Here is a 21,731-nt window from a genome sequence, read left to right on the forward strand (position 1 = left end):
CATGATTTGACCATCTTTGACCTTTCGGTGGAAAAATCTTATCTTCTAGAAAAGGGGTACTTCAATGCTTTGTCATAACTGTCAAATTAACGATGCAACCATTCACCTATATAGCAATTTCAATGGTCGCCAACAGCAGGTTGACCTCTGCCAAAATTGTTATCAAATTATGAAAACAGACCCAGAAAATCCTATCTTAGGTGGGTTGTCCAACATCAAAAACCAACAAAAAAGTCCTTTTGATGACTTCTTTGATAATTTAAGCAACTTCCAACGTCCTCAGCAGGGCCCAGGCAATCAAACACCGCCAACCCAAGCTGGTCGTCAGGGTGGAAATGGTGGCAACCGTGGTGGAAATCAACAGCCACCTAAACCACAGGGCCTCTTGGATGAGTTTGGAATCAATGTCACTGAGATTGCTCGTCGTGGAGGCATCGATCCTGTTATTGGACGCGATGAGGAAATTGTTCGTGTGATCGAAATTCTTAACCGTCGTACCAAAAATAACCCAGTTCTTATTGGAGAGCCTGGTGTTGGTAAGACTGCTGTTGTTGAAGGGCTGGCTCAAAAGATTGTCGATGCTGATGTTCCTCATAAACTCCAAAACAAACAAGTCATCCGCTTAGATGTGGTTAGCCTTGTTCAAGGAACAGGTATCCGCGGCCAGTTTGAAGAGCGCATGCAAAAACTCATGGAAGAAATTCGTGAGCGCCAAGATGTTATTCTCTTTATCGATGAAATCCATGAAATCGTCGGAGCTGGTGCTGCTGGTGATGGGAATATGGATGCTGGAAACATTTTGAAACCAGCTCTTGCTCGTGGCGAGCTCCAATTAGTGGGGGCTACTACGCTCAATGAATACCGTATTATCGAAAAAGACGCAGCCCTGGAACGCCGCATGCAGCCTGTTCGTGTGGATGAGCCAAGTGTCGAGGAAACCATTACCATTCTAAAAGGGATTCAAAAGCGTTACGAAGACTACCATCATGTTCGTTACACTGATGAAGCCATCGAATCCGCTGCAACTTTATCCAATCGTTACATCCAAGACCGCTTCTTGCCAGACAAGGCCATTGACCTTTTGGATGAAGCGGGTTCTAAGATGAACCTAACACTCAACTTTGTCGATCCAAAAGAAATCGACCAACGTTTGGTGGAAGCTGAAAATCTCAAGGCACAAGCCACGCGCGATGAAGACTACGAAAAAGCAGCCTACTTCCGTGACCAAATTGCTAAGTTCAAGGAAATGCAAAAAGCAACTCTCGACGAGAAAGATATTCCTGTCATTTCTGAAAAAGAAATCGAAGCCATCGTCGAGCGCAAGACTAATATTCCGGTCGGTGACCTCAAAGAAAAAGAGCAAAGTCAGCTGATCAATCTCGCTAGCGACCTCAAGTCCCAAGTAATTGGCCAAGACGAGGCCGTTGACAAGATTGCTAAGGCTATCCGCCGTAATCGTGTTGGACTCGGCGCACCTAACCGTCCGATCGGCTCCTTCCTCTTTGTCGGGCCAACGGGTGTCGGTAAAACCGAGCTTTCTAAACAACTGGCTATTGAACTCTTTGGCTCTGCCGATAGTATGATTCGCTTTGATATGTCCGAGTACATGGAAAAACACAGTACAGCCAAACTTGTCGGTGCACCTCCAGGCTATGTCGGCTACGAAGAAGCTGGTCAATTGACAGAAAAAGTTCGTCGCAACCCTTATTCACTTATCTTGCTAGATGAGATTGAAAAAGCTCATCCAGATGTGATGCACATGTTCCTACAAGTCTTAGACGACGGCCGTCTGACGGATGGTCAAGGCCGTACTGTCAGCTTCAAGGATACCATTATCATCATGACTTCTAATGCTGGCACTGGTAAAGTCGAAGCTTCGGTTGGCTTTGGAGCTGCCCGTGAGAATCGGACAAACTCTGTTCTCGGACAACTCGGTGACTTCTTCAGTCCTGAATTCATGAACCGCTTTGACGGCATCATCGAGTTCCAAAGCCTCAGCAAAGCCAATCTCCTCAAGATTGTTGACCTCATGCTAGCTACCGTTAACGATAGACTTGGCCAAAACGGTATCACGCTACATGTAACCGATAAGGTTAAGGAAAAATTAGTCGATCTCGGTTACGATCCTAAGATGGGAGCTAGACCGCTCCGCAGAACTATTCAAGATCATATCGAAGACGCTATTACAGACTTCTACTTGGAAAATCCAACTGAGAAAGACCTCCGCGCTGTCATGACATCTGCTGGCAATATTGTGATTAAAGCAGCCAAAAAGTCTACGGAAACTGTCCCTATCGATGATGTCAAAAAATAGTTTTTCTGACTCTTAAACTGAAAATGTTTAAGAGTTTTTTACTCTAAAATCACCAAAATGCTATTTTTTTAGTATAATAGAACAAAAGGATTTGATGATGACTCTCTACCCATGGTAGAGAAAATATCCTCTCATTCAAGGTGTCGAAGGAGAAGCCCATGGCAAACCCAACTTTTGGTCAAAAGATAGACGGAGCTGATTATCAGAATCGTTATGGCGTCTATGCGATCATCCCTAATCCAGAAAATACAGAAATTATTCTGGTTCAAGCTCCGAATGGGGCTTGGTTTTTACCAGGTGGCGAAATCGAAGCTGGTGAAAATCATGAGCAAGCCCTCAGTCGAGAGCTCATCGAGGAACTAGGATATGCTGCCAAGATCGGAGACTTCTTAGGTCAAGCTGATGAGTATTTTTACTCGCGGCACCGCGACACTCACTACTATCACCCTGCCTACCTCTATGCTGTCACCTCTTTTTCAAAAGTTCAGCAACCCTTAGAAGACTTTAACCACCTTGCTTGGTTCCCGATAGACGAAGCCATCACTCAGCTCAAACGTGGTAGCCATCAATGGGGCGTCCAAGAATGGCAAAAAAGACAGTGACCCTAAACTCATGCGCTCAAGATTGAAAAGGAGATTGTCATGAAATTAATCAATACAACAAATAGTCACGCTGAACTCGTGACCAACCAACTCGCAAATACTGATGCGACTCTGGTAGAGACCTATACTGCCGGAAATACAGATGTCATTTTCACGCAGGCGCCTAAACACTATGAACTTCTAATCAGTAATAAGCACCGTGCTATTCGTCATGAGGAAGTGGAAAAAATCAGAGCTTTCTTTTTAAAACGGAAAATAGACACAACTATTATTGATCAAGAAAACATCCAAACCTTGGTTTGTCCAACTATGATTGAAATGTCAATCCCCATTATCAACCCCCAATAACCTTAACCCCCCAGTTCAAGTGAACTGGGGGTTGCTTTTTGACTAGATGATTTTTTCTTATGATATCAATGCCTCAGATCAAACAAAAAGGCCTTTTATACTCTGTCTTGCCATTGCCTTAAAACTTCCTCATTTTGTATCACTAATTCATGGCCTTCTTTGGCGATTATTCCAGCTTCTTTTAACTCTTTCATGAGCCTAGCGACAGAAACTTCATGCACCTGTAAGAAACTAGCGATTTCTGCATAGGTAAAGAGTTTATTGAGACGACGATGGGGATCTCCTGGCTGAGCATATTGATCAATAAACTGGCAGAGATTTGACAATGTACTACCATTAGATCCATTTTCTTGCTTATTCATAGCAAAAATATAATCCTGAAGAACATTGTCTAAGAAGAGATTTAGAAGATCCGGATTGTTTCGATAGTTTTCAAAACGATCAACCTGTATTTTCCAAATATTACAAGATGTTTTTGCGATGACTTCAACGTCACGGTCATTTTCAAAACCTAGGCGAGATCGGGTTAAATAGGGGATACTGTTTAAAAAGCCTGGTTTGATAAAATATTGAAATGTTTGTTTCTCACCTTTTTCATTGATAGACATCAATGACGCTATTCCGGTTTCTAAGAAATAGATAGTCGAAATACTTTCTTGAGTTCGAGTGTCTGTAATCACCTCGCCCTTAGGAACGGTTTGGCGTTCACCAGATTCCTTAAAGAATGCTAAATCCATCCCAATCCTCCTTAAATCTTAACATAAGTTATGGTAATTTCTCATGAATCTCGTTAGAATAACACAATGATAGTTTTATTATACACTATCCCGTTAACAATTTCGATGAAAAGAGGACTTAACCGATGGCAAAAACAAAATGGTTCCTAGCAAGTGTTACCTTACTGGCTACTGGGGCTTTATTAACCGCTTGTGCGAAAAACACATCCAACACGTCTACAGAGACAGTAGCGTCAACCTCATCCCTATCCACTGGAGAGGTTTCGACCACACTGGACCAAATCGATAACAGCAAATGGCTCTATAATGCCGATGATAATGTTTACTACCAAATTGGCATTTCCTATGCTGCCGACCCCGCTGATTCGGATCAGCAAACCCTGTCTATTTTTGTTCCAGGTGATTATATGACCGCAACTGATAATGGCGATGGCACCTACACCGCAGAACTAAACACGGACGCAACGGTTGGTAATTACACAGCTGAAACTGCTCCGCTTGTTATCCCAATCAATACGCCAGGCTATTCAGCCATGTCAGCTCTGACAGACTATAGCAGTGAAGCAGCATCTTACACTGCCGAAGGAATGATTTATGTTTCTGCTGGACTACGAGGTCGAGATAGTGGGGCACCATTGGGCGTAACTGATGCCAAGGCTGCTATTCGCTATATCCGTTACAACCAAGGCAATATTGCTGGCGATACGGATACTATCTTTGCCTTTGGGACATCTGGTGGTGGTGCTCAAGCCTCAATCTTGGGCGCATCTGGAGACAGTGCCTTGTATGACGCTTATCTGGAAGAAATCGGTGCTGTCACAGGAGTCTCTGATGCTATCTCAGGTGTCATGGCTTGGGTGCCGATTACTAACCTCGATACTGGAAACCTCGCCTACGAATGGAATCTTGGTTCTGCCCGCACCGACTTGGATGATGAAACTCAGGCAATCTCAGATGATTTAGCGGCAGCCTACGCTGACTACATCAACGACCTCGGTCTTAAAGATAGCGACGGCAATACCTTGACCTTGGAAGCTTCTGATGAAGGCATTTACCAAGCTGGCTCTTAATACGATTTTATTAAGGAAACCATTGAAGATTCCCTCAATACCTTCTTAGAAAATACGACCTTCCCTTACGATGCTAGTTCTAGTCAAGGTGGCATGCCTGGTGGAGGCGGAGCACCGTCTGGGGAAATGCCAAGCGGAGAACCACCAACTGGAGAGATGCCTAGCGGTGAAGCACCAAATATGGAAACTTCTGGAACATCAGACAGTTCCTCATCAAGTGATTCTAGCTCCAATACATCTAGTAGTTCAGACGATACAGAAGCTTCTTTAGAAGCTTCTGACGGGATTACACGCAGTAGCTCCTCATCTAGCTCTGCCTTGAGTCTCTCAGGAACTTACGACAGTGTCGAAGCCTATATCGATGCCCTCAATGCTAATGGTGAGTGGGTTACTTATGATGCATCAACCAATACTGCCACCATTACCAGCGTAGCAGATTTTGTCAAGTACCTTAAAAATCCTTCCAAGGATGTCGGTGCATTTGATGACCTGAACGAAGCCCAAGGGGAAAATCAACTCTTCGGTGTTGACGGCTCTAGCACTCACTGGGACTCACGCATGACTGAAATCCTCAAAGGAACCAGTTATGAAACAGCCTACGAAGAGGACATGTCCTTGACAGATAGTCTCGGCACTGATCTGACCACACGGATTAACATGTATACACCACTCTATTACCTTTCAGATTATTACGATGGCACAGGAACATCGACGGTTGCCAAGTACTGGAGAATTCGTTCTGGCATTAATCAAGGCGATACTGCCCTCTCAACCGAAGCTAATTTAGCTCTTGCTCTTGAGAACTACGGCATCGACAATGTTGACTTTGCTACCGTTTGGGGACAAGGCCACACTAATGCTGAGGTTTCTGGAGATTCGACTGAAAACTTTATCAACTGGATTAACGAATGTTTGAAAAGCAATTCTTGATGGTAAATACCATTACGAATCATTTAAAATAGGGATAAAAACGAGGCTGGGACAAAAGTCCTAGCCTTCTAATCATTTATCATCAGTTAAACAAGTCGCAGTGGTTGGGACTAACACTCACTGGCTAGGCCAGTTTTAGTGTTACCTCTGCACAGGTCTTTAGGTGCTTCAGTGCCAATGAGCCACTGCTGAGTGACCTCTAATTCGCTGATTTCATCAGCTTTTACAGCCCTAACAAAAGAGGGAAACACTGTTTCCCCTATTTCCAACCTCAAACAGTCACTTTCTGACTGTTTGAGCTATGCAGGGGTGGGAGTGAGAAGGTCTATCCCCAGACCTTCTCAGCCCTAACCTAAAAAACGAAAAAGGGAGGGGAAATCGAACCTATTCGGTTACCGATTTTTGTCCCACTCCCATTTTTCTGTTTATTTTGTAATGATCACGACATATTCAGTAGAAGCATCTGAGACTTGATAACCATTTTTTAAATAGTTAGCAACTACTTCCTTTTCTGTGGAAGTCCCCTCGAAAACAGAACGCGGCAACACCACTAAATCTACCTCCAGGTCTACTTCTCTCTCATTATGATAAAAAATATCATAAAGTTCTTCTGTTTGTCTGAGATCCACTGTATAAGCTGAGAAAGCAAGGATTCGTTGATTTTTATCAACCTTGGCTAAAGTCTCATGGATACTGTCATACATTTCTCTTTTATCAAAGTATAACATCATATCATAATGCCATGTGTGAATAAAACTATAAAGAACGCTAGTAGACATGATGAAACCTATCGCAACGATTGAGGCCAATCTTCTATTTATTATAGAGAAACTGAGTTTATCTTCTGTCCAATATTCATAACAAGATTCTAGTGCTAAAAGGGACATAAAAAAGATTAAGGTATTTGTCCCATAGCTATATTGAAACCCAAGATCTGCTTGGTAATGGTAATCAGAAAGTAAGTTAATGACTACGAAAGGAACCAATAAAACAAAGTTTTCCCATCGTTTTTGGACCAGGGGTAAAAAAGCTTGAGTTGCAAAAACCATAAAGACATACTTTAACTTACGCTGCGTAAATAAACTGGCAAAGGTATAAGTTGGATTTAAGATAATATTACGAATGACAGCGATTAATCCAGATTCTTCTGCCAAGAGAAAATTATCAAATCGTGTAACCATAGCACCATCACCGAAGCGTGTCAACAAATAAATACAGGTGACAAAATACAAGAATGGAAAAACCATTTGAGAGAGAAATACTTTCAGTCTCCTTTTCTTTGTAAAATGAAGACGTCTTTGCAATAGAAAGTAAAGCCCTACTGAAAACACATAGATAAAAGCATCTTCTTTTACCATTAGGGTTAATAAAGTTATGATGAAAAGTCGCTTCGTCCACTGAGCCATATTTGCATAGACTAGCCATAAAATGAGCGGTACAAGAAAACAATTTTCGTGCATCCGATAGGATCCCGCTGTAGTAAAGGCTGGAATGGCAAAAAACCAAAGCAAAATCAAAGGCCTAAGCCATTCTGGGAGAGAGAGTTTTTTCAGAATAAAGTAAAGCGGAATTACCCCAGAAAAGACGATCAGCACTTGTAACACTTCCAGTGTCTCAAGATAGGGCCAGATAGCATAAAAGGGTAACATCAGATAAAAAATAGGGGAAATATGAACTGCAAAATGCGATAGCAATCGGTCTCGCTCCAAGGTTGTCATTGGTGTAAAATCCCTAAGCATGCTTTCAAACATTTGCGTAAAAATCCCTATATCAAAGGTCGAAACTGAAAGAGTTTTTACTTTATAAGCTGAAATCACTGCTAGATAAATAACATAAGACAGTCCAATAAAAATTACCAGAAGGTAAGAGAGCTTGAGGAGTTTAGGTTTCAACTTCCAGATTTCAACTTTTTCTAACACTGGGGTTAGCAAACAAATAATGGCCAGTGCACCTATGCCAGCAAGTAGGAAAAGCCAGAGGTGTCTAAAATTCCAATTTTCATAACTAATAACAAATCTTCCTAAATCTCCAGGATAACCGCGATAAAGCGCATAAACTGTACGAGGCAAACTTATGAGTATACTTAAAGGAATTAAAAAACGAAATCTTTCTCTACTTAGACTAAAGGTTGCAAACAGGGCAAATCCCAGGAAATAAAGACCAAATGAAATCATTAAACTAGGACTCTTCCAAAGGGTCACTAGCATAAAAAGAGCCGTTAAAACGATCAATATCTTTGTAAAATAGCCGGCATTAAAATGTTTACGAGCAATAAGTTGGACATTAAAAAGAAAGAAGATCAGTAAAAGAATAAGTAGGATGTGATTATTTTCAGGTAATTTTAAAAATAAGCTCTCAATAGGTAAAAGAATCGCATTTATAATCGCATAGGTGAAATAAGCATTGAAAAGGAAAGTTACCCATTCGAAAACTTGAAGTTCACCAAAATATCTTTTTATGTAGGGCTTTTCTAATAGTTTATTAAACATCTTGTCTCAATCTCCTTAGAGTGTTTCTATTATGTCGTCATCTATTTTCAATCAGCAACATAATATCATTTTATTATATCATGTTTTTCATCTTATGCCATGACCTTTTTTACCAAATATTATAGAAAACAGCCTTTTATTTTATCCAAATTATGTTAGAATATTAATTGGATGTTTAAATATATCATTCACTCTCCAATTACAAAACTCATCATTATAATATTTCCAATTTACCATATCTCGTTTGCATTAATAGTACCATGGTATCGTTTTAGAAAGGATTTTCACTCTTTATATGCAATCATTTTTAAATCTCATAAACAATCTTAAAAGAAAATGGATCAGACTAGTCCAAAAAGTCATTCCTCAAGAAAAATTAACTAAGATCACTCTTGTCTTTTCCAAACTTCTCCCTCTACTTTTTATTATCTCTTTTTTGAGTTACATTGCGTTAATCCGTAATGAATTGACTGTCGGCGAAAATCAAGGTAACATCAAATTTGTGGCCATTCAATCCAAGGATCCTCAATCCAAAGGATATAACGAAAATATCCGAACTAATTTAACAATTAATGGAAGTGTTCTGACAAAAGAGCAAATTGTTAGAAAGGATTGGGGAGAATACGGAGCTACAGTTATTCCAATTTTCACAGCTGATGCTCGAGATAATGAAAACCAAACCTTAGAAATTCAGAGCGAACAACCGATTAAGAGCCTAAACTTTGAATATAGTAGCTACGATTTTGGAGGTTACTTGCAAGTATATCTTGATGATAAACTCTACATGCAAATCAATAGTTACAATGGCGATGAACTTATTTATAAGCCTATCTCTCTTAAATTTGACCAGCACTATGCCATTACCAAATCCAATGGCATCTGGTGGGGACAACTAGCTCTTTTTGCTATCTTGTTATTAATTTATCTCTTCAAACTTAATAAAAATAAACAGCAATCAGGTTCTATCATTACAGCTATCCTAGTTGGTCTTGTAACCTACCTATTGGCTAAAGGGAGTCTGGAACTAGCATTCAGATATGGCGAATCTAAGGATTTTTATTTCTTCAATACCTTTACAAATCCAACAATCCAATCACTGCTCCTGATTTCTCTTATCATTTTATCTAACCTTGTTAAAAAGAAGTTACCTGAACTAAAACAATATCGTCTAGGTTTCCTTGGCCAACTGTATTATCTGATTGTCAACGGCTTGGCTCCTTTTCTTGGTCTTTACCTCATTGAGACAGCTTACTCTATCAAAAGTATCCATCAACTTAGTCCAAGTGATTATCAAGCGAATATTCTTATCTTAATCATTATTTGGACAACGATTGCTTTTCTTACCACATCTATCAAAGCTGCTAGCTTTATCTTGGTTGCAGGAAGTATGATTGTTGGAATGGTTACTAAAATTCTACTGATTGCACGAAACATGCCACTCCTCTCCTACCATTTCTTACAAGTTAGAGATGGCTTAAGTGTTGCAGGTAATACTGATTTCCATTTCACAAGCAACATGTTTGCCTTGATTTTTATCTCTTGGCTTTATCTAATTAGTGTGTTTTATCTCCCTAAATTCAGCACTCTATTTGATTATTCTATTCTCTATAAAAAAAGTAATGCTTGGACAAAAGTCAGCAATCAATTCAATAGTTTTCAAAGAAAGATTATCCAAAAATCCATTGTTATTTCGATTGGTCTCTCTAGTCTACTATTTTTCGCCAAACCAGCTATCTATGCTGTTGCCAACAGTGTAGACCTATCTCTTTACTTCTGGACACTTCAAAGTACATATTACGACCATGGTCTTCCTGTTGCACTGACTCGATACCACATTGCTGCTCAGATTCAAAAGCCAGAGGGCTATTCAACTAAAGTTGCTGAGGACATCTTGTCACAATATCCTAAAATGGAAGTAAATTCCAAGGAAAAACCAAATATTATTTTCATTCTAAATGAATCTCTAACGGATTACTCCCAATTAACAAACTTAGAATTTTCTAGTGATCCTCTGGAATTCTATCACTCTCTGGAAAAAAACACTATTAAAGGAAGCACAGTTGTCTCTGTCTTTGCAGGCAGTACTGCCAATACCGAATACGAAGCTTTGACAGGTAATAGCATGGCTATCTTGCCTCCAAATTCTTTCCCTTTCCAACAACTAATTTCTTCTCCTAAAAATAGCATTGTAAACAACCTCAAAAACCAAGGATATTCAACCTTTGCTTTTCATCCGTATGGAAAGGATAATTACCGCCGGAGCCAAGTTTATGGTTATCTTGGTTTTGATCAGTCATATTTTGAAAACTCCAAACCAGCCTTCAAGGACTTGATTGAAAATCCTGAGAGAGTCCGAGGCTATATCAGTGATGCAGCCCTTTACGAAGGTAGTTTAAAGCTCATCAAAGATAATGAAGAGCCAATCTTTAACTTTATCGTGACCATGCAAGGACACGGTGGTTATAATAATAGCGAGGAAGCTTTCCCACGAACAATTTCAATCACCAATGCTGAAAATGATCCTTCTGCTACCGATTTTTTATCAAGTGTTGATGCCTCTGATAAAGCGTTTAAAAAATTAGTTGAAGATCTCGAAAAATCTGATGAACCAAGCATTGTGGTCATGTTTGGTGATCATCATCCCATTTTATCCGATAGTTACTTCAAACCTTACTTAGATTCAAGCGATCCAAAATCTCGTTATCAGACACCATTTATTATTTGGGCTAACTTCGATTTACCTTCCATTGAAGAAACCACTATCAGTCCTAACTACCTCACACCATACCTCATGCAAGTTCTCTCGCAAACAGAGTATGCGCTACCTATTTCACCTTTCTATCAATTCCTATCAAAAGTACAAGAAGAAATTCCTGTTATGACTACTTGGGGTTACTACGATTCCAACTACAATTATTCCGAAATAGCACCTACATCTCAACTCTACAAGGATTACCAATATGTTCAATACAATAATGTTATTGATAAAAAATCTATCCAGATGACAGAGTATTACCAATAAAATTCTGTAAATAGGAAACACGCCACCATCATCACAACGCTAAAAACTCCTCACTATCTCCATTAGTGAGGAGTTTTTTGGCTAACCTATCTTTAAGCTTTCACTTCAAAGCCTTCTGCAACTGCTTCTGGGAAGGTTGTCTCAACGATTTGAGCACAATGGTCACAGATCGTTGCATGGTATGGACGCTCTGCTACAGTTTCATCAATGCGACGGCAACGCTCACAAACCTCTCCCCTAGCGCGCTCTACTGTAAAGGAAACCTCATCAACGACAACAGCATCACTTGGAGCCATGTCTTCAGAAAGCGTTAATTGCGACACGATTAGCAACTGCGCAATATCACTATCTAGAGTCGCTAGCATGACACGAACGGACTCTGGTGCATACACGGTCAAATGTGCTTCTAAGGATTTTCCAATGACTTTCGCATTACGCGCTTCTTCCAAGGCTTTTTGGGCCTGGGTACGGAAGGTCATGAAGTTTTCCCAATCTGTTAAGATCTTATTATAATGATTATAATCAACAACTTCTGGCATTTCTGAGAGTTGAACAAATTCTTCTGTTTCATGCTCTAAGTATGACCAGATTTCCTCTGCTGTATGTGGCAAGATTGGTGTCAAGAGCTTGGTCAATTTGACCAAAATCTCATAGAAAACAGTCTGCATCTGACGACGAACAGCACTCTCAGCCGCTTCAATATAAACCACATCCTTAGCAAAGTCTAGGTAAAACGCTGACAGGTCAATGGTGATAAAGTTAACCACGTTCTTGTAAATAGCCATGAAATCATACTGCTCATAAGCTTCTGTGATTTGAGCGACCAACTGGTTGAACTTCAGCATCATGTACTTGTCTACAGGACGTAAATCTTCGAAATCAACCGCATCTGAAGGTGCAAAATCACTGGTATTAGCAATCAAGAAACGCATGGTATTACGGATCTTACGGTAGGTCTCAGAAACTTGACCAAGAATATCCATAGATACGCGAACATCATTGTCTGTATCAACAGAAGCTACCCAAAGGCGCAAGATTTCTGCACCATATTGCTTGGCGACATCGTTTGGCGAAATAATATTACCTTTGGACTTAGACATCTTTTCACCCTTACCATCAAGGACAAAACCTTGGGATAAGACTGACTTATAAGGGGCATGACCATTGACCGCTACAGATGTAATGAGGGAAGAGTTAAACCAACCACGGTACTGGTCAGATCCTTCAAGGTAAAGGTCCGCTGGATAAGAAAGGCCTTCACGTGCATTCATAACCCCATTCCACGAAGACCCTGAATCAAACCACACATCCATGATGTCAGTTTCTTTTTCAAAGAGCCCATTTGGCGAACCTGGATGGGTAAAGCCTGCTGGTAGAAGGTCTTTTGCTTCAGATTTCCACCAGATAAGGGAACCGTGCTTTTCAAAAAGATCAGCCACATGGTCCGTCACTTCCTTGGTCATAATGGCTGTGCCGTCTTCTGCATAGAAAATTGGCAGAGGCACACCCCAAGTACGCTGACGAGAGATAACCCAGTCTCCACGGTCACGAATCATGTTGTAGAGACGTGTTTTCCCCCAAGCTGGGTAGAAGTTGGTCGCATCAATTTCATCGAGAATCTCTTGGCGGAATTTAGACACTGAAGCAAACCATTGTGGGACAGCCCGCCAGATGATTGGCTTTTTGGTTCGCCAGTCAAAGGGATAGGAGTGGTTAATCACTTCTGAAGCCAACAGAAGGTCTCCTAGTTTTTCAGTCACTGTTGGCAAGACCTTATCATAGAATTGCCCTTCAAAGTCAGGACCTGCTAGTTCATTCATGAGACCACGTTCATTGACCGTTACATAGACTTCAAGATTATATTTCATGCCGACATTGTAGTCGTCCTCACCAAAAGATGGTGCCGTATGAACAATCCCTGTACCCGAATCAGTTGTGACGTGGTCCCCAAGGATAACCAGTTCATCTACTGCCTCATCCCAAGGATGCTCGGTCACGATGTACTCTAACTCAGTCCCCTTGTGAGTCGCAATGAGGTCAAAACTTTCCCAGCTAAATTTAGCTGCAAGGCTATCCACTAAAGCTTCAGCTACGAGATATTTGCGATCTGATCCAGCAGGCTTGACGACGACATAAGGGACATCTGGACCAACCGTTAAACCACGTGACGCTGTAATGGTAAATGGTGTAGTCGTCCAGACGACAATGTAAGTATCTGTGTCAAGAACACCTTTGCCGTCTTTGACCTTGTTGGCATAATAAAGTGAGGTCGAATCAATATCGTGGTACTCAATCTCAGCTTCAGCTAAAGCTGATTCAGATGACCATGACCAGTAAACAGGTTTCGCACCGCGGTAGATAAAGCCTTTATCAGCCATAGCCCCAAAAACACGAATTTGAGCTGCTTCAAAATCAGGTGTCAAGGTAATATAAGGATTTTCCCAATCTGCAGAGACTCCTAAACGTCTAAAGTCATCTCGTTGCTTATCTACTTGAGAGAGGGCGTAGTCACGACACATCTCAAGATAGGTAGCCAGGTCTATTTCCTTACGTTTGACGCCCTGCTTAGCCAATACTTGCTCAATTGGAAGACCGTGAGTGTCCCAGCCTGGTACGTAAGGAGCGTCAAAGCCCATCATGGACTTGGAACGCACAATGATATCCTTTGAAATTTTATTTAACGCATGGCCGACATGGATATTTCCATTAGCGTAGGGAGGGCCATCATGGAGGTGAAATCCAGGTTTTCCAGCATTTAACTCTTGACGCTTCTTATAAAGCTCTGCTTCATCCCAAGCTTTCTGCCACTCCGGTTCTTTATTAGGCAAACCAGCTCGCATTGGAAAAGCTGTTTGACCTAGATTTAATGTTTCTTTTAATTTCATATACAACTCCTTATTCAACAAAAAGGTACCACAAAACCATCGCTAAGGACGACAGTTTCGTGGTACCACCTTAATTTAGATAGGGTATCCCCTATCCCTCTAAGCACATAAGGGGTGCTATCCCTCCTGACTTACTGAATGTTTCAGCCAGAATCAGCAAAAGGATAAGACAGTACCTAGTGATGACAGGCCTTCCACCAGCGCCTGCTCGCTTAACATATAGGAGTGTCTCGTGTTTTTGCTTTGATGTTAGTATAAATCAACAGATTCTGATTCAGCTTGCTGAACAGCATCTGTAATTTCTTGTTTATTTAAAATTTGTGTTTCTTGATAAGCTTGCAACTCTTGGTTGGCTTCTTCAGCACGACGGGCGATTTCTGCCAATTCTTCTGGCGACAACTGACGGGTCATGTCAAGTGCATCATCTTCATGAGTATGAACCTCTTCAGAAAGAGCTGTTGCTACCACTTCTTTAAAGGCTTCATCACTTGTTTGAAGGTAAGTAGCTGTCGGGCGTAAAATTTCTTCCCATTCGGATGAATCTACAATTGCCAATTGACTCTCAATCGTAGACTTAAGGCGTTGTTGGAAAACACGAGACTTATTCTTAAGCTCTTCTGTCTCAACAGCTACGCGCTTCGCATTGTCAGTGGCTTCCCGAAGAATGTCATTGGCTTTAGCTTTAGCAGTCTCCAATAGGAAAGCTGCGTCATGCTCAGCCTGTTTGATGATATTTTGACTCTCGCTGGCAGATGTTGCTTTTAGCTTATCAGCTGTATCTTGAGCCAAAATGACAGACTGGCTGAGTGATTCTTTCATCTCGTCAAAATAGGCTAAGCGCTCGTTAAGCATCTTAATCGTTGTTTCTTGTTCAATATTTTTGCGGACTAAATCCTCATAATCGCGCGTTACAATATCTAAAAATTCATCCACTTCTTGGATATTGTAACCCCGGAATTTACCTGCAAACGTTTTATCTCTAATATCTAAGGGTGTAAGAGCCATTATTTTCCTCCAATTTTGGTAATCAGCAGTTTATGTTTGCCATTTCTGGTTAGCCCATTGTCTTCGTCAATTTTAAAACGACCAAAACCTCTGCAACTAACCAAGTCGTCTATTTTTAGGGAATAACTTGGATTTTCCATCAGTTGATGGTTTAATTTCACCTTATGTTGCTCAATCAATTTAGAAGCTTGCTGTCGGGATAAGTTGTAGGTCGATGCAATTAAACTATCCAGACGAAGACTGGTTGTTAAGAGTTCCTTTATTGTCGCCTCTTCGTTAGGCCTCGCTAATTCTGAGTAAGGAATTTCCCGCCAAGTAACGGGAACTCTAGACATTTTAGTGATGTTTTGAATCACTAGTTGACTTAACTTAGCATCCAGCACAATTTGCGTCGTCCCTTCACCTAAAATGATGTCCCCAAGTAAGTGCCTTTGAATTCCTAATTGATTAACCAAGTTTCCTAAAATCTGAGAATGGGTTATCCTATTAAACTTTCTGGCATATTGAAGCTCCAGAAGTTGAATCTCAAAATCACTTTCTTCTAAGACATAATAATCAGGCGCTATGATCAACCGACAAAATTCTGTAGGCATTAAAAGATAACTACTATAAACTTGCAATCCTGCTCTTTTAGCCAGAGAAACTGTGATATCCATTTCTCTTGGATTTAAAAAAGACGTTAGCACAATAGTGTATTGATTTTGAACTTGATCAATCTTATCAAGCATTTTTTCAACAAAGACCTTCTCATCAGCATTAAAATGTTGAAATAAGGAATTAGAATCTGTTTTACTTGCTATCATAAAAAAGTAACTAAAAGCATATTTAACAAACGAATACCAAGCATCTGAATGAGCTGCAAAGAAAGGATTGCTACTGCCACTGAGAAGTCCAGCGTCCCAAAGGTTAGATTGAATCTTCTAAAAATGCTGATATAAGGCTCTGCTATTCGAGTTATGATTTGTCCTAATCTGCTTTGGTGGGCTCCAGGAAACCAGGACATCAGGGCGTAAACCACTAAAATAAAGGAATAAACCTCAATCACCCTAGTAAAGACAATTGCTATATATTGAATTAATTGAATCATAATTTACCGACGTTTCATATCAAAATCATAGTGAGAGTCGCTTGGTTCTCCTCGTAATCCCATATCTTCAATATTCACGACAACATTAGCTGGCGTCAATAACCACATGGTTGATGAGATTTTTTTTAGATTACCATCTAGGACAAAGCGTGCGCCATCTAAATAATCAATACAACGTCTTGCTTGCGAATCAGTCATATGTTGAAAGTCGATTAAGACACTAACTTCCTGCAATAAAAGATTGACTATTTCACGAGCCTCTTCGTATTTTTTAGGAAATTTGATATCGATGGTTGTCATTTCAGCACTAGCTTGTCGCGGTTGAACATGACGGGCAACTTCGTTATGACTCATCTGAGTTGCTACTGATTGATTTGCCATTGGTTTTATTCTTTCTTGTCTCGTGTTAGTAGATTTGTTAATCTCTGGTTCTGGAATCTTTGTCGAAGAATTCTCATAATAATAGTCAGCAGGCTCCTCAAGAGTTTCCTCAGAAACTTCTTCTGTATCAAAATAGCCCATCAATCTACTGATTTTATCTAATAATGCCATTAATTCATTCCTTGTTTGAAAAATGCTGTCCCAATACGCACATAGGTTGCACCAGCTGCAATAGCAAGCGGGTAATCCTGACTCATCCCCATACTCAGTTCTGTCATAGGCATATTGGGCCAAGATTGCTGTTGAATGGTTTGACGCAAGGCCTCTGTTTGGTCGAAAATACCTTTGATGATGACAGGCTCCGCACCAAATGGTGCCATTGTCATCAGCCCAACAAGTTCAATATTCGAGTACAAAGCTAGCTCTGGTAAAACAGAGTCAAGTTCCTCTATTCGAAAGCCATGTTTACTCTCTTCTTTAGAAATATTAACTTGTAAAAAACACTTGATTGGTCGTGACGCCCTTTTCTGAATTTCAGCCGCAAGTTTTAAGGAGTCTAATGCATGAAAATAGTCAATTTCATTGATGACATCCTTTACCTTACGTCGCTGAAGACTCCCTATAAAATGCCATTTGACAGATTCGTCTTTCAATAGTGCCTTCTTTTCCAAAAAACGATCAACTCGATTTTCACCTAAATCTGTAGCTCCAGCATCAATCACCTCTTTAGTAATAGAGCTGTCGACATATTTTGTGACAGCTATTACTTTTACGGATGATTCAGGAACACCAGCATTTTGACAAGCTTTTGAAACCTTGTCAAAAACCTGTTGAGCATTCTCTCTAAGATCCATTATTAACGGTTACGGAAGAAAGGAGGTGTATCCAATTCTTCATCATTATCAAAATCATCTGCTGGAGTGTATTTTTCAACAGAGACGCCATGTGTTTCAGTCACAGGACGAACGATATTGTTACGTCTGAGATCCCAATCACCAAACGAAGCCCCTTTAGGTGGCTCTTGACGAGAAGATTGAGGTGCAGCTGGTTGCTCAAAACGATCAGCCATATCAAAATTACGCTCATAAGCATTTGGAACCGAGCGAGATGATGGTGCAGTTTCACTGCCGAAACCTGACACAGCATTGGCCCGTTCTTGACGAACACCTGTCGCAACAACTGTTACGCGAATCTCATCTTGCATGCTTTCATCAATAGACGTACCCAACCAGATGTTTACACCTTTGCCAGCTGCCTGATGCACAATCTCAGACGCTTCTTCGGCTTCAATCAAGCTCATATCAAGACCACCAGTGACGTTAACGATAACATCCTCAGCGCCATCAATTGTTGTTTCAAGAAGTGGTGAGTAAATCGCTTTACGCGCAGCCTCTTGAACACGCTCATCCCCAGTACCGATACCGATACCCATAAGAGCATTCCCTTTGTTTTCCATAACAGTTTTCACATCAGCGAAGTCAAGGTTGATGAGACCAGGGTTGGTAATCAAATCCGAAATCCCTTGAACACCTTGACGGAGAACATTATCTGCCTCACTCAAGGCTTCTAGAAGTGGTGTTTTCTTATCCACAATTTCTAACAAGTTGTTATTGGAAATAATTAACAAAGTGTCAACGTTGTTGCGTAATTCATTAATACCTTCAATTGCAAAGTTACCACGCTTGCCACCTTCAAAGCCAAAGGGACGAGTCACAACTGCTACTGTTAAGGCTCCAATTTCTTTTGCGACACGTGCGATAACTGGAGCGGCTCCCGTACCAGAACCGCCACCCATACCAGCAGTGATAAAGACCATATCCGCACCAGTAAGGGCTTCACGAATGGTTTCTTCACTCTCTTCTGCTGCTTTACGGCCAACTTCTGGTTGACCTCCAGCCCCGAGACCACGGGTTAATTTCGGTCCAAGCTGGATGACTGTCTCAGCTTTAGAATTACTCAAGGCTTGAACATCTGTGTTAGCCGCAATAAATTCGACACCTGCAACACCTTCTGTAATCATACGATTGATCGCGTTGCCGCCGCCACCACCGACACCAATTACTTTAATGACAGCGCCTTGGGCATATGCCGCTTCAAATGAAAATGTCATAACTATTCACCTTCTCTTTTACTTTTTATTCAAACATACTACCGAAAATGCCACGAACCCTATCGCCAAGTTTTTGACGATTATCAGCTTCTTCATTGGTTGAATAATCTGGCATCCCATCAACAGTCACATAAGGATTTTCATCGTTTTGTTGACTATTAGCCTGTGAAACTGGTCGGAAGTTAGGTAGGTCAATCGGCTTAGAACGTAAGTATTCTTCCCCATTGACTGCCGCTTGAGCAATTTGCTCAATATCATCCATATTACCAGCATATTCAACGATACTAATGACATGAGCAAAGGCAGGATTACGAATACCAATTTGATTCGGTACATAAAGTTTGACTGGACGGTTAAAGACCTCTTGAGCCAATTCAACAACACCAGGGATGGTTGCACCGCCACCAATCAGGACAATACCACCAGGGAGATCTAAATTATGTGTACGGTCCAAGTCCTGCTTAACACGATCAAGAATGTGTTGCAGTCGGGCCGCAATAATTTCTGATAGATGTATCTCAGTGATATCTTGCGGAGTGCTTTCTCCAATAACCTCAACCTGCATCGTTTCTTTGTGACTGGCAAGTGCTGGATAGGCAATACCAAAGTTGTATTTCAAGTTCTCCGCAATGGATTGAGACGTGGTGAGTACCTTTGAAATATCTTTAGTGACATAGTCACCACCTTCTTGGTAAACATTCGTGTAGACCAATTTTTGATTGCTGACACAAGCCACTGTAGTTTGGCCGCCACCTAGATCAATAACTGTAGCCCCAAACTCTCGCTCCCCTTCATTGAGAATGGATTGCCCAATGGCCAATGGACTGATGATGATATTATCAACAGACACACCAGCTTGAGAAACAGTCTTACGCAAGTTATGCAAGATAGTTTTAGGTCCGGTATAGAGGAGTCCGTGAACTTCTAAGCGAATCCCCATCATTCCACGAGGGTCTTTAATACCTGCGAAGGAATCCACCATGAATTCTTCAGGAACAAAAGCAACAATCTCACGCTCAGGTGTCATGTTTTTGGTTAGGGAAGACTTGATGACATTGTCTACATCTTGGTCTGTAATCTCTTGGGAGTTACTCGTTACTGGAATCATCCCTTGTGCCGGTTCAATCTGGAGGAGGTTTGCTGGAAGTCCAACACTCACTTTATCAATAGCAACACCAGCCTTTTCTTCAGCTTCCTTCAAAGCTTTACGAATAGCTGAAGCAGCTACCTCGATATTAATAATAATACCGTCTTTTACACCAGCACTCTTGGTATTACTAACACCAATAATATTTAATTCATCATTTACAAATTCTGCTACAAGCACTTTGATTGAGCTTGACCCAATATCTAAACCTGTAAAGAAGCCATCTCTAACCATTACATCAGTCCTCTCTGTCCTTTGATTACTCTCAGTTTTAAATAATCTTATTTAGAATTATCCAAACTTTATTATACCATAAAATGGCTGAAAACCTAGTGTTTTTTCTTTCTTTTTGAATTATTTTGCATAAGTAAAAACACCAACCTCCATATCTATGTAGCTAGGCACATAAAGATCTTTAATAACCTTCTCATAATAAGGTAATTTTACTGCTATTTCTGATAAGGGAACTATTATCGTGTGCCCTTCAACCGTTTCTATCGTTAACAGGTCTTCTGTGGCATTGCTTGGAGTTTGCTTAACACTCAAGAATCGTGTCAGAATCGAGGTTTGTTCTAATTCAGATAAATTAATGATAAATTCTTTTATGCGGCTCAAATCCGTTAACTCAAACTCTAAGAACGGGGAAGGAAGGCTCTCAGCAGCGACAGATGAATCAAGAACATCCCCGCTAGATAGGACAGGATGGTAGACATAACCATCTTTGACATAACCTATCACCTGATGCTCTTCGATCGTTATCGTGAAGGTGGTTGGAAACTGGTAGGAAACCGCTGCATTCTTAACCCAAACCATTTGGTCTTCAATCGACTTGACTATTTGGTCCTGCTCGAAAAAGGTTGCCAGCGTGTAGTCCTCTTTATAAATTCCAGTATTGGCAAGAATATCTTCTGCACTAACTTGACTTTGGCCTTCAACCATAATCGTTTTTTCTTTAGACCAAGGGGAAACAAAATAACCCGCAATCATAATGGCCAACAAAACTCCCAAAACGAGGGTCACTAGACGTAAAAAGTATTTTTCTTTTGCCCCCCACTTCCATAAATGAGGTCGTTTTTGGAGTAAGTCAGTCGTTTCGGGTAAAGCATCATCAGCTAAAGCAGAAGCTTCCTGAACTAAGTCTTCACCTACCTCAGGCTCTTCACTAGCATCCGTTTCTGTTTTAGATTCTGTTTCAGATTCTGTTTCGGACTCTTCTTCATCCCTTAGGTCATCTGTTGAAGATGACACGTCTTCCTCAGAACTGAGTACCTCTTGAGGGGAGTCAAGATCTGCCTGTTCAGGACTCTCCATGTCTTCATACCCTTCCGATGACTGAGTAGCATGGTCCGAACCTTGAATATCATTCTCCGCATCCTGGCCAGCCTGTTCTGAATGACTGTCTGACTCAGAAATCAACCCATCTATTTCCGAAATGAGAGCATCCTTTGCTGGGTTTTCAGCTTTTTCCCTAGCTCTTTTTTCAAGATAAGCATGATTTTTACGCAACCATTCGGCTAAATCGATGGTTTTGCTAGATTCCTGTTCTTTCTCTTCGCCCCATACCTCATGGGAAGTATCTTTTTCAGACATAATAACTCTTCTCT

Annotated in this window: 17 protein-coding genes; 6 read left to right on the forward strand and 11 right to left on the reverse strand. The window is 40.8% G+C overall.

Features of this window, described 5'->3' with window-relative positions; genetic code table 11:
- Positions 1-64: 64 nt before the first annotated feature.
- The 3 genes from ACVRYP_RS08755 to ACVRYP_RS08765 all read left to right on the forward strand — a co-directional run bounded on the left by ACVRYP_RS08755 (position 65) and on the right by ACVRYP_RS08765 (position 3,264).
- A complete protein-coding gene (locus tag ACVRYP_RS08755; protein ID WP_447468339.1) occupies positions 65-2,314 on the forward strand; it encodes an ATP-dependent Clp protease ATP-binding subunit in 2,250 nt (749 codons plus the stop codon).
- 158 nt (positions 2,315-2,472) lie between these two features.
- Positions 2,473-2,916 (forward strand): NUDIX hydrolase, encoded by a 444-nt coding sequence (locus ACVRYP_RS08760; RefSeq protein WP_447468340.1) that lies wholly within the window; start codon positions 2,473-2,475, stop codon positions 2,914-2,916.
- A 39-nt stretch (positions 2,917-2,955) separates the two neighbouring features.
- Positions 2,956-3,264, forward strand: a complete 309-nt coding sequence (locus tag ACVRYP_RS08765; protein WP_447468341.1) for a DUF1827 family protein — start codon at positions 2,956-2,958, stop codon at positions 3,262-3,264.
- Between the two features lie 95 nt (positions 3,265-3,359).
- Here the strand turns inward: ACVRYP_RS08765 and ACVRYP_RS08770 are convergent, their stop codons facing one another.
- A complete protein-coding gene (locus ACVRYP_RS08770) occupies positions 3,360-4,001 on the reverse strand; it encodes a Crp/Fnr family transcriptional regulator (RefSeq protein WP_447468342.1) in 642 nt (213 codons plus the stop codon).
- 125 nt (positions 4,002-4,126) lie between these two features.
- Between ACVRYP_RS08770 and ACVRYP_RS08775 the strand changes: the two genes are divergently transcribed.
- On the forward strand, positions 4,127-5,071 hold the full coding sequence (locus tag ACVRYP_RS08775) for a hypothetical protein (RefSeq protein WP_447468343.1): 945 nt from the start codon (positions 4,127-4,129) through the stop codon (positions 5,069-5,071).
- Positions 5,072-5,164: 93 nt separating this feature from the next.
- A complete protein-coding gene (locus ACVRYP_RS08780) occupies positions 5,165-6,001 on the forward strand; it encodes a hypothetical protein (protein WP_447468344.1) in 837 nt (278 codons plus the stop codon).
- Between the two features lie 425 nt (positions 6,002-6,426).
- On the opposite strand, the gene ACVRYP_RS08785 is transcribed toward ACVRYP_RS08780, so the two are convergent.
- Positions 6,427-8,490 (reverse strand): DUF2079 domain-containing protein, encoded by a 2,064-nt coding sequence (locus ACVRYP_RS08785; RefSeq protein WP_447468345.1) that lies wholly within the window; start codon positions 8,488-8,490, stop codon positions 6,427-6,429.
- Between the two features lie 436 nt (positions 8,491-8,926).
- Here ACVRYP_RS08785 and ACVRYP_RS08790 point away from each other — a divergent pair, with 436 nt between their 5' ends.
- Positions 8,927-11,512: an LTA synthase family protein gene (locus ACVRYP_RS08790; RefSeq protein ID WP_447468346.1), complete on the forward strand. Its 2,586-nt coding sequence runs from the start codon at positions 8,927-8,929 to the stop codon at positions 11,510-11,512.
- Between the two features lie 92 nt (positions 11,513-11,604).
- Here ACVRYP_RS08790 and ileS read toward each other — a convergent pair whose 3' ends face one another.
- The 9 genes from ileS to ACVRYP_RS08835 form a co-directional block, all read right to left on the reverse strand.
- Positions 11,605-14,397, reverse strand: a complete 2,793-nt coding sequence (gene ileS / locus ACVRYP_RS08795; RefSeq protein ID WP_447468347.1) for an isoleucine--tRNA ligase — start codon at positions 14,395-14,397, stop codon at positions 11,605-11,607.
- A gap of 249 nt (positions 14,398-14,646) precedes the next feature.
- Positions 14,647-15,402, reverse strand: coding sequence for a DivIVA domain-containing protein (locus tag ACVRYP_RS08800; protein WP_447468348.1), 756 nt, complete (start codon positions 15,400-15,402; stop codon positions 14,647-14,649).
- On the reverse strand, positions 15,402-16,205 hold the full coding sequence (locus ACVRYP_RS08805; protein ID WP_447468349.1) for a YlmH family RNA-binding protein: 804 nt from the start codon (positions 16,203-16,205) through the stop codon (positions 15,402-15,404). Before ACVRYP_RS08805 ends, ACVRYP_RS08800 begins: the two co-directional genes overlap by 1 nt.
- Positions 16,202-16,489 (reverse strand): YggT family protein, encoded by a 288-nt coding sequence (locus tag ACVRYP_RS08810; protein ID WP_447468350.1) that lies wholly within the window; start codon positions 16,487-16,489, stop codon positions 16,202-16,204. The genes ACVRYP_RS08805 and ACVRYP_RS08810 overlap by 4 nt, the downstream gene beginning before the upstream one ends.
- A 3-nt stretch (positions 16,490-16,492) precedes the next feature.
- Positions 16,493-17,041 carry a cell division protein SepF gene (locus ACVRYP_RS08815; RefSeq protein WP_447468351.1) on the reverse strand — a complete coding sequence of 183 codons (549 nt, stop codon included), beginning with the start codon at positions 17,039-17,041 and terminating at the stop codon, positions 16,493-16,495.
- On the reverse strand, positions 17,041-17,724 hold the full coding sequence (locus ACVRYP_RS08820) for a YggS family pyridoxal phosphate-dependent enzyme (RefSeq protein ID WP_447468352.1): 684 nt from the start codon (positions 17,722-17,724) through the stop codon (positions 17,041-17,043). Before ACVRYP_RS08820 ends, ACVRYP_RS08815 begins: the two co-directional genes overlap by 1 nt.
- A 2-nt stretch (positions 17,725-17,726) precedes the next feature.
- The gene (ftsZ, locus tag ACVRYP_RS08825; RefSeq protein ID WP_447468353.1) at positions 17,727-18,980 is read right to left on the reverse strand and encodes a cell division protein FtsZ; all 1,254 of its coding nucleotides are present in this window, start codon (positions 18,978-18,980) and stop codon (positions 17,727-17,729) included.
- 25 nt (positions 18,981-19,005) lie between these two features.
- Entirely contained in the window at positions 19,006-20,361 is a 1,356-nt protein-coding gene (gene ftsA / locus ACVRYP_RS08830) for a cell division protein FtsA (protein WP_447468354.1), read from the reverse strand.
- 120 nt (positions 20,362-20,481) lie between these two features.
- Positions 20,482-21,717, reverse strand: coding sequence for a cell division protein FtsQ/DivIB (locus ACVRYP_RS08835; RefSeq protein WP_447468355.1), 1,236 nt, complete (start codon positions 21,715-21,717; stop codon positions 20,482-20,484).
- Between the last annotated feature and the right edge of the window lie 14 nt (positions 21,718-21,731).

Source organism: Streptococcus rifensis (assembly GCF_053203525.1).

Excerpts from the sequence above, each read along its gene's own strand:
- ACVRYP_RS08820 (WP_447468352.1), bottom strand. The coding sequence starts at position 17,724 with ATGGATCTTAGAGAGAATGCTCAACAGGTTTTTGACAAGGTTTCAAAA.
- ACVRYP_RS08810 (WP_447468350.1), bottom strand. The coding sequence starts at position 16,489 with ATGATTCAATTAATTCAATATATAGCAATTGTCTTTACTAGGGTGATT.
- ftsZ (WP_447468353.1), bottom strand. The coding sequence starts at position 18,980 with ATGACATTTTCATTTGAAGCGGCATATGCCCAAGGCGCTGTCATTAAA.
- ACVRYP_RS08805 (WP_447468349.1), bottom strand. The coding sequence starts at position 16,205 with ATGATAGCAAGTAAAACAGATTCTAATTCCTTATTTCAACATTTTAAT.
- ACVRYP_RS08815 (WP_447468351.1), bottom strand. The coding sequence starts at position 17,041 with ATGGCATTATTAGATAAAATCAGTAGATTGATGGGCTATTTTGATACA.
- ACVRYP_RS08770 (WP_447468342.1), bottom strand. The coding sequence starts at position 4,001 with ATGGATTTAGCATTCTTTAAGGAATCTGGTGAACGCCAAACCGTTCCT.
- ACVRYP_RS08755 (WP_447468339.1), top strand. The coding sequence starts at position 65 with ATGCTTTGTCATAACTGTCAAATTAACGATGCAACCATTCACCTATAT.
- ACVRYP_RS08835 (WP_447468355.1), bottom strand. The coding sequence starts at position 21,717 with ATGTCTGAAAAAGATACTTCCCATGAGGTATGGGGCGAAGAGAAAGAA.
- ileS (WP_447468347.1), bottom strand. The coding sequence starts at position 14,397 with ATGAAATTAAAAGAAACATTAAATCTAGGTCAAACAGCTTTTCCAATG.
- ACVRYP_RS08775 (WP_447468343.1), top strand. The coding sequence starts at position 4,127 with ATGGCAAAAACAAAATGGTTCCTAGCAAGTGTTACCTTACTGGCTACT.
- ACVRYP_RS08780 (WP_447468344.1), top strand. The coding sequence starts at position 5,165 with ATGCCTGGTGGAGGCGGAGCACCGTCTGGGGAAATGCCAAGCGGAGAA.
- ACVRYP_RS08785 (WP_447468345.1), bottom strand. The coding sequence starts at position 8,490 with ATGTTTAATAAACTATTAGAAAAGCCCTACATAAAAAGATATTTTGGT.
- ACVRYP_RS08800 (WP_447468348.1), bottom strand. The coding sequence starts at position 15,402 with ATGGCTCTTACACCCTTAGATATTAGAGATAAAACGTTTGCAGGTAAA.
- ftsA (WP_447468354.1), bottom strand. The coding sequence starts at position 20,361 with ATGGTTAGAGATGGCTTCTTTACAGGTTTAGATATTGGGTCAAGCTCA.
- ACVRYP_RS08765 (WP_447468341.1), top strand. The coding sequence starts at position 2,956 with ATGAAATTAATCAATACAACAAATAGTCACGCTGAACTCGTGACCAAC.
- ACVRYP_RS08760 (WP_447468340.1), top strand. The coding sequence starts at position 2,473 with ATGGCAAACCCAACTTTTGGTCAAAAGATAGACGGAGCTGATTATCAG.